An 8,790-nucleotide genomic window follows, 5' to 3' on the forward strand; every position below is an offset into this window, starting at 1 on the left:
CGGCCGGTCAAACATACATCATATATGTAAGTTTTTTTTATCAAGAAGAAGACGGCATACGAGATTACTACGCGTCTCGTGGGCTCGGAGATGGGTATAAGAGACAGGGACGAGGCGAAGCTGCCCGCCACGCTGGAGTCGATGGGCGCCCCGGGCGGCAAGGTCATCAAGGCCCTCACCCGCGCCACCTACGGCTACGTCTACGTGCCGGAGGCGGAGGCCCCGGGCTTCGAGGCCCTCAACGGCAAGACGCACGGCGACAAGGCGCTGAAGCTGGAGCGGCACCGTCCGCGCGGCCAGCGTGAGGAGCGCCGTCCCCGCCACGAGGCCCTGCCGGACGTTCCCGGGCAGGCGCGATTGTGGGTCGGCCTGGGCCGTCAGGAGGGCCTGGACGAGGCGGGCGTCGCCGCCGCGCTGGAGGCCGCGGGCGCCCCGGCGGGCAAGGTGCTGCGCACGGACCTGCGCCCCACGTACGCGTATGTCTTCGTCGCGGAGGAGGACGTGGCGGGCTTCGAGTCCACCCACGGCAAGTCCTACGGCGAGAACAAGACGCTGAAGGTCGAGCGCGCGAAGCGGAAGTAGTCCCGTCTTCGGGAGTCCCCTCCTACGGCGCGCCTTCCGAACCGGGAGGCGTGCCCTGCGAGGGCGCCTTCTTCCTGCGAGCCCGGTGGTAGTGCGCGGTGCACCACCCCCGGGCCAGCACGGGCCGGCCGCAGTCCGGCGCGGTGCAGGAGGCGGGCACGGGCTCCCGGGCGGCAGGTGTCGCGGCGCCCGGGCTTCCGCTGAACATCAGGTCCGCCACGGCCAGCAGGCGGTCCACGTCCCCGCGGCCCAGTCCCCGCACCCGAACCAGCTCCACCAGCCGATGAGCCCCCGCGTCCTCCGCGTCCTCCAACCGGAACAGCTCCCACAGCGGCAGCTCCAGGGCGGCCGCGACCTGGAGGAGCGTGTCGTAGCTGGGGTTGCGCTCGCCGCGCTCCAGGAGCGACACGAAGCTCACGGAGATGGCGCACCGTTCGGCGAAGTCCTCCTGGGTGAGGCCGCGTCGCTCGCGGAGCGTGCGGATCCGCCGGGCCAGTCCCTGGAGGTTGGAGCTTGCGTCGCTGGGGTCCGGGGAGCCGGGGCGCATGGACAAAAGGCAGCGTAGCGCACCCCTTCTGTTAAGGTTTTTCTGACCAGGAGCCAGCCCCACCATGAACGCCGTCGACGGCACCAACTACTACTTCCGCAAGGCCGCGCGGGTGATGGACGTGGGCACGCCCATCGAGACGCTCCTGGCCACGCCCCTGCGCGAGGTGAAGGTGCAGGTGTCCATCGAGATGGACTCCGGCGAGATCCGCACGTTCCTGGGCTACCGCATCCAGCACGACAACAGCCGCGGCCCCATGAAGGGCGGCCTGCGCTACCACCCCGCCCTGGACCAGGACGAGTGCGTGTCGCTCGCGTCGCTGATGACGTGGAAGACCGCGGTGGTGAACGTGCCCTACGGCGGCGCCAAGGGTGGCGTGGCGTGCGACCCCGCGCAGATGAGCCTCAAGGAAGTGGAGCGGCTCACGCGCAAGTTCGTGGATCAGATTCAAGACGTCATCGGGCCCACGCGGGACATCCCCGCGCCGGACGTGAACACCAACCCCCAGGTGATGGCCTGGGTGATGGACCAGTACTCGCGCTACCACGGGCACTCGCCCGCGGTGGTGACGGGCAAGCCCCTGGAGCTGTACGGCTCCAAGGGCCGCGAGGCCGCCACCGGGCGGGGCCTCCTGTACGTGTGCCGTGAAATCCTGCGCGACCTGGGCATGCCGGTGAAGGGCACGCGCTTCGCCATCCAGGGCTTCGGCAACGTGGGCAGCCACATCGCGCAGCTCATCTGGGGCGACGGCGGCGTCGTCGTGGCCGCGTCCGACGTGCTGGGCGGCATGTACAACCCGACGGGCCTGGACGTGCCGTCCCTCTTCGAGCACGTCAAGCGCACGGGCACCGTGACGGGCTTCAGCGGCGGGACGCCGTGCCGCAACGAGGACGTGCTCGCGGCGGACTGCGAGGTGCTCATCCCCGCCGCGCTGGGCCACGTGCTCACCCGCGACAACGCCAACTCCGTGCGCGCGCGCCTGGTGGTGGAGGGCGCCAACGGCCCCACCCAGCCGGAGGCGGACGACCTGTTGGAGAAGCGCGGCATCTTCGTGGTGCCGGACATCCTCGCCAGCGCGGGCGGCGTGACGGTCAGCTACCTGGAGTGGGTGCAGAACCTCCAGCACGTCTCCTGGGAGGAGGACCGCGTCAACGCGGAGCTGGAGAAGACGATGAAGGAGGCCTACGACCGGGTGGCGCAGATTGCCCGCTCCCGGAAGGTGTCCATGCGGACGGCCGCCTACATCCTCGCCATTGGCCGGGTGGGCAAGGCCACGGTGCTGCGCGGCATCTAGCAGGCCGCCTGCCGCATCGCGTCCAGGCAGGCGCCATTCACGGCGTCGCTTCCGTACGGAGCCGGCTTCCGCTACACGGCCGGCCATGATGGTCACCCTGCAGGACATCCAGGCGGCACGCGAGCGGCTGCGCACGACGCTGCGCCCCACGCCGTGCCCCGCGTCGGACTACTTCACCGAGAAGACGGACTGCGCGGTGGTGTACTTCAAGCTGGAGAACCTCCAGCGCACCGGGGCCTTCAAGGAGCGCGGAGCGCTCAACAAGCTGCTCACGCTCACGCCGGACGAGCAGCGCCGCGGCGTCATCGCGGCCTCCGCCGGCAACCACGCGCAGGGCGTGGCGTACCACGCGCGCCGGCTGGGCATCCGCGCCACCATCGTGATGCCGGAGCGCACGCCGCTCATCAAGGTGACGCGCACGCGCGATGACTACGGCGCACGCGTGGTGCTCAAGGGCGCCAACTACGACGAGGCCTACGCGGAGGCGCTGCGCATCCAGGCGGCGGAGGACCTGGTGTTCGTCCACCCGTTCAACGACCCGCATGTCATCGCGGGCCAGGGGACCATCGGGCTGGAGCTCTTGGAGCAGTGCCCGGACCTGGAGCTGGTGCTGGTGCCGGTGGGCGGCGGCGGGCTCATCTCCGGCGTGGCGTGCGCGCTCAAGGAGACGAACCCGCGCATCCAGGTGGTGGGCGTGCAGGCCTCCACCATCGCGAGCATGAAGGCGTCGCTGGATGCCGGAAAGCGCGTCGAGCTCACCGCCGCGGGCACCACCATCGCGGACGGCATCGCGGTGAAGATTCCGGGCGAGCTCACCTTCGAGCACGTGCGCAAGTACGTGGACGCGGTGGTGACGGTGGACGAGGAGGAGATCGCCGCCGCCATCCTGATGATGCTGGAGCAGGAGAAGTCCGTGGCGGAGGGCGCGGGCGCCGTGGGGCTGGCCGCGCTCGTCAACGGCCGGGTGCCGCAGGCGAAGGGCAAGCGCGTCGCCATCATCGTCGGGGGCGGCAACATCGACATGAACGTCATCAGCCGCATCATCGAGCGGGGCCTCGTGAAGGCGGGCCGCCTGGTGCAGCTGGAGGTGCGGCTGCCGGACCGGCCGGGCATGCTCGCGCGGCTCACCACCCAGATTGCCGAGATGCGCGCCAACGTGGTGGACCTGCACCATGACCGCGCCTTCTCCAAGGCGGGCCTGGGCGAGGCCACGGTGGAGGTGATGTTGGAGACCACCGGTCATGCCCACATCCAGGAGCTGATGGCCGCGCTGGAGTCGCAGGGCTGGCAGGTCGCCCGCACGTAGGGCGAGGAGGCTTGCACGCTCGTGCGGGCGTTGGGCGATACTGGGAATTCATGACGACGCCCTTCATCGCCATCCTGTTGCTCGCCGCCGCCCCTCCGCCGCAGAAGGCCAAGGAGCTGGCCGCCCAGAAGCAGTGGGAGGAGCTGTACCTGGCCTTCGCGGCGGCGGATCCGTCAGGGTATCCGGAAGAGCAGCGGCCGCTCGTCGCGGGCCCGCTGCTCAAGGGCTGCGAGGCGCTGCTCGCGGAGGACGCGGTGATGGCGTACTCGCTGGGTGAGCGCGCGGTGGCGTTCCAGGAGACGGCCGGGGGCCTGCGGTGTCTGGCGAAGTCGGCGCTGAAGACGGATCAGCGCGCGTCCGCGGAGGAGGCGCTGAAGAAGGGCCTGGAGCACTTCCCCAAGGACGGCGCCTTCGGGCTGGAGCTGGGGCGGTTGCAGTTGCAGGACGAGGACTCGACGGCGGCGGTCGCCACGCTGGAGCGCGTGCCCGCGAAGTCGAAGGAGTCCAAGGAGGCGCGCCAGTTGATCCAGCAGGCGCGCGCGAAGGCGTCCGCGGAAGGCGTCGCGCGGCGCGAGGCGGAGCGCATCGAGCAGCGGATGAACGGCGAGGGGGACACCCGCACCGCGAAGGGCTCCGAAGCGGGCGGGGACATCCGCCCGGCCAGCCTCAGCTACGAGTCCGGCGTGGGCAAGGACGGCATGCGCGTGCGCGCCAACCGGCGCTTCTCCATCCGCTACTTCAACAGCGAGCGCGACTTCGGGCAGCGCGCCGAATACGAGGGCAAGGTCGTCTCCGCGCTGGACGAAGCGTACGAGTTCACGCAGCGGACGCTGGGGCAGGCGCGCGAGCGGCAGCTGGACGTCGTGCTCTACACGCGCGACGAGTTCCGCACGCACCTGGGGCCCACCTACGCGGCGCGGGTCGCCGGGCTGTACCACGACAACGCCATCCGCATGAACGACGCGGCGGAGCTGACGCAGATGACCAAGGCCACGCTGGTGCACGAGTACGTGCACGCGGCGTTGGATGAGATCTGCACCGGCGGTGGAGACGTCCTGCCCCGCTGGTTCAACGAGGGCCTGGCCGAGTACATCGAGTGGCGCTACCTGGGGCTCGACGGACCTCCGCGCAACCTGAAGGACGTGATGCGCGGGGCGGCGAAGCAGGGCCGGCTGCCAAAGCTGTCGGAGATGGACTCGCGGGCGCCCATCTCCATGGAGTCCCCGGAGGTGGCGTACGGCACGTCCGCCATGGCCGTGCGGGAGCTGGTGCGGCTGGGCGGGGCGGAGAAGCTGTTGTCCTTCGTGCAGTCCGTGGGCCGGGCGACCCCGTTCGAGAAGGCCCTGCAGGCGGCCTACGAGAAGGACTTCGCCGGGCTGGACCAATCGGTGCGTACCGCCCTCTCGGGGAGGTAGCGGGCAATCGGGCTTGGCGGATTGGTTTACCCCCTGGCGGGAGTCCCCTAGACTCGCGCCCCTCAAGATTTTCGCTGCGGCGGTCCCCTTTTGACGCTGGCGCAGCAAGGTGACGGATGTCCGATACGCGCGCCGCGATGAGAGAGTTCCGTTTCCTGGACGAGAAGCGGAAGCTGGGAAGCCTGTCGGCTGTCGAGGAGGCTCGCTGGGTCGAGTTGCGCGGCCTGTTGGGCATCCAGGATGCGGCGGACACCGCGGCGGCGGCGCAGGCGTGGGCCCAGCCCGAGCAGCAGCAGCCCCAGGGGTACTACGGCGAGGACGGCCAGTGGTACGCCTACCCCGCCGGCTACGAGCAGCCGCAGGGCTACTACGGCGAGGACGGCCAGTGGTACGCCTACCCCGCTGGCTACGAGCAGCCCCAGGGGTACTACGGCGAGGACGGCCAATGGTACGCCTACCCCGCCGGCTACGACCCCAACGCGGCGTATGATCCGAACGCGGCGGCGTGGCCCCAGCAGGGCGATGACCCCAACGCGGTCCCGGCAGTCACCGAAGCCGGTGGGGATGATCCGAACGCGGCCAATGCGCAGGCCTGGGCAGCGTATGACGCGGCGCAGGCACAGGCCGGGTATGCCCCGCAGGCGCCCGCGGATCAGGACAACCTGAACCTCAGCACCGACGACATCGACATCCCCTCGCTAAGCGAGCCCGCGCCGTGGATGCCGCAGCCCGCGGCCGCGCCCGTGGCGGCGGAGCCAGGCGCGTCGGAGTCCTGGGACACGAGCGCCGAGGAGGACTTCTCCGGCCTCTCCACGTCCACGCCGGCTCCGGTGGCCGCGGCCGCGCCCGAGCCGTCGCTGGAGGATTCGTTCGCCGAGCTGTCGATGGAGGTGGAGACGGAGGCGCAGGCCCCGGTCGCCTCCGGGTTGGATCCGATGGCCGAGGCGCTGGCCTCCGCCGAGCATGCGGCCGGAGAAGCGGAGCTGCTGGCGGCCGAGCCCCAGGCCGAAGCGGTGATGGCCGAGGACCTGGCGCCCGCGCACGTGGACGCCGCGTGGGACGCGGCGCCGCTCGCGGTGGAGTCCGACGAGGCCCGTGACGCCGCGCTCGATACGGCGCCGCTCGCGGTGGATCCGTCGACCCCGGGCGAGGGCGGGACGTCGGATTGGGATTGGAGCGACGTCGCGACGTCGCAGTCCGGCGCGGTCGCCCCGGTGGGTGGAGCAGTGGAGGAGGCGCCGGCCGAAGCGGTCGCGACCGACGCGGAGGGTGCCTGGCAGGCGGCGGAGTCCGCGCCCGCGAGCGGCGAGGAGATCGCGCTCGGATCCGGTGACATCGCGGAGGCGTGGGCTGACAGCGACGCGGCCTCGGAAGTGCCCGCGGAGGAGATCGCCCTGGAGTCCGGGGACGTCGCCAATGCGTGGCAGTCGGATTCGGCGTCGACCAGCACGGCGACGTGGCAGACCAGCGATGCGGCGGAAGCTCCCGCCGAGGAGATCGCGCTCAGCACGGATGACGTGGCGACGAGCTGGGAAACCAGCAGCGAGACTTCCTCCGAGGAGATCGCGCTCGGCACGGGCGAGGTCGCAACGAACTGGCAGGCTGGCAGCGAGGCTTCGGCGGAGACTTCCTCCGACGAGATCGCGCTCAGCACGGACGATGTCGCGACGAACTGGCAGGCCGGCACCGACGCTCCTGCGGAGAGCTCCGCTGAGGAGATCGCACTCGGCACGGACGATGTCGCGACGAACTGGCAGGCCGGCAGCGCGGCTTCGACGGAGGGATCTTCCGAGGAGATCGCGCTCGATGCAGGCGACGTCGTAGAGGAGAGCGCGGCGGCCTGGACGGGAGCCCACGGCGAGGAGGAGGGCGTCGGAGCGGAGGCGCCCCAGGGCGCGGCGCCCACGTTCGACGTGGCCGACGTTGGAGCCGAGGAGCCGCGGGAGACGCTGACAGCGCCCCCTTCTCCGTTCGCGGACGAATCGGGAGTCCCGTCGCTGCGGATCCGCAGCATCCCGGTGGGTCCGGACGTCGAGGCCGACACGCTCGAGCTCGGCGCGGACGATGTCGAGCCGACGGCGCTGTCGGAGGCGCGTGCCGCCCTTGTTTCGGAACAGTGGACCGAGCTGAACGGGAATCCCGACGAGGCCGTGCCACTGGCCACCGCGAGCGAGTCGCTCGCCGAGGCGCAGTCCTCCGAGGCCTCAGCGTGGACCGAGGTGGAAGAGGACGCGCAGGCGGAGTGGTCCGCTGAGGGAACGCCCTCGGATCCGACCACCACCGTCGGGTTGCAGGAGGAGTCCGCCCCCATCGAGTTGCAGCCCGAGTGGGCCGCCGATGCAGCGGAGCCCGCCGCCGAGACCCCGGCCTGGGCACAGCCGTCCGAAGAGTCCGCGCCCATCGAGTTGCAGCCCGAGTGGGCCGCCGATGCAGGAGAAGCCCCCGCGACCAACCCGCAGGACGCGTGGTCCGACACCGCGACGTCCGAACAGTCCCCCGGGACCGAGACGGCCTCCGCGTGGAACCCGGCGTCGGAAGAGTCCGCGACGCTCGAGTTGCAGCCCGAGTGGGCCGCGACGGAGAACCACGCCTCGGGTGACGCTGCGCCCATCGAGCTGCAGCCGGAATGGGCAACCCCGGAGGAAGCCACGCCCGAAGAGGCCACCGCCTCCGAGTGGGAGACCCCGGTTGCCGAGACCGCATGGGCGGTGTCCGGATCAGGATCCGCGGCCACCGTCGACCAGGGCGGCGGAAACGCGCTGGCCGAAGAAGCACCGCTGATCGACGCGCAGCCGGAGTGGGCCACGACGGAAGCCGCCACGGACGAGGCGTCGTCGGATCCGTCCAGCGATTCGGCTCTCGCCGAAGCCGCGCCCCTCGAAGCGCAGCCGGAGTGGGCCACCGAGGAAGCCGCGCCCGTCGCCGCGCAGTCCGAATGGGGCACCACGGAAGAGGCCGCGCCCATCGAGGCCCAGCCCGAGTGGGCCACCGAGGAAGCCGCACCCATCGCCACGCAGTCCGAATGGGCGACGTCGGAAGATGCCGCGCCCCTCGAAGCACAGCCTGAATGGGCCACGGCTGAGGAGACCGCGCCCGTCGCGCAGTCTGGGTCGGCCGCGTCCGAACTGACCGCCCCCGTCGCCGAGCAGGCCGAGTGGGCGGAGGAAGAAGCTGCACCCATCGAAGCGCAGCCGGAGTGGGCCACCGACGAAGCCGCGCCTGCTGCTGCACAGTCCAAGTGGGCCATCACCGAAGCAACCGCCGCCATTGCCGCGCAGCCCGATTGGGCCACGTCGGAAGAAGCGGCTCCCATCGAAGCCCAGCCTGAGTGGGCCACCACCGAAGAAGCCGCGCCGGCCGCTGCACAGCCTGAGTGGGCCACGAGCGAAGCGATTGCTCCTGATGCCGCGCAGGCTGAGTGGGCCACGACCGAAGCGGCTGCTCCCGTTGCCGCGCAGTCCGAGTGGGCGACGTCGGAAGACGCGGCGCCCATTGAGGCCCAGCCCGAGTGGGCGACGACGGAAGACGCCGCCCCCATCGAGGCCCAGCCTGAGTGGGCTACCGAGGAAGCCGCACCCGTCGCCACGCAGGCCGAGTGGGCGACGTCGGAAGACGCCGCCCCCATCGAGGCCCAGCCTGAGTGGGC

At 71.0% G+C, this 8,790-nt stretch carries 5 protein-coding genes and 1 pseudogene; 5 read left to right on the top strand and 1 reads right to left on the bottom strand.

The genetic code is table 11. The annotated features are described in order from the left end of the window. Positions 1 to 78: 78 nt before the first annotated feature. The gene (locus D7V97_RS35610) at positions 79 to 582 is read left to right on the top strand and encodes a hypothetical protein (protein ID WP_233583429.1); all 504 of its coding nucleotides are present in this window, start codon (positions 79 to 81) and stop codon (positions 580 to 582) included. Between the two features lie 22 nt (positions 583 to 604). Here D7V97_RS35610 and D7V97_RS35615 read toward each other — a convergent pair whose 3' ends face one another. After that, entirely contained in the window at positions 605 to 1,129 is a 525-nt protein-coding gene (locus D7V97_RS35615; RefSeq protein ID WP_120615076.1) for a helix-turn-helix domain-containing protein, read from the bottom strand. A gap of 64 nt (positions 1,130 to 1,193) precedes the next feature. Here D7V97_RS35615 and D7V97_RS35620 point away from each other — a divergent pair, with 64 nt between their 5' ends. The 4 genes and pseudogenes from D7V97_RS35620 to D7V97_RS35635 form a co-directional block, all read left to right on the top strand. Beyond that, the gene (locus tag D7V97_RS35620) at positions 1,194 to 2,423 is read left to right on the top strand and encodes a Glu/Leu/Phe/Val dehydrogenase (RefSeq protein WP_120615077.1); all 1,230 of its coding nucleotides are present in this window, start codon (positions 1,194 to 1,196) and stop codon (positions 2,421 to 2,423) included. Positions 2,424 to 2,511: 88 nt separating this feature from the next. Further along, the gene (locus D7V97_RS35625) at positions 2,512 to 3,729 is read left to right on the top strand and encodes a threonine ammonia-lyase (RefSeq protein ID WP_120615079.1); all 1,218 of its coding nucleotides are present in this window, start codon (positions 2,512 to 2,514) and stop codon (positions 3,727 to 3,729) included. Positions 3,730 to 3,779: 50 nt separating this feature from the next. Continuing rightward, positions 3,780 to 5,144 (top strand): tetratricopeptide repeat protein, encoded by a 1,365-nt coding sequence (locus D7V97_RS35630; RefSeq protein WP_120615078.1) that lies wholly within the window; start codon positions 3,780 to 3,782, stop codon positions 5,142 to 5,144. A 137-nt stretch (positions 5,145 to 5,281) separates the two neighbouring features. Beyond that, positions 5,282 to 8,790 (top strand): annotated as a pseudogene (locus tag D7V97_RS35635) (hypothetical protein); the annotation flags it as partial.

This window comes from Corallococcus sp. CA053C (genome assembly GCF_003611675.1).
In the GTDB taxonomy this organism is placed as follows: domain Bacteria; phylum Myxococcota; class Myxococcia; order Myxococcales; family Myxococcaceae; genus Corallococcus.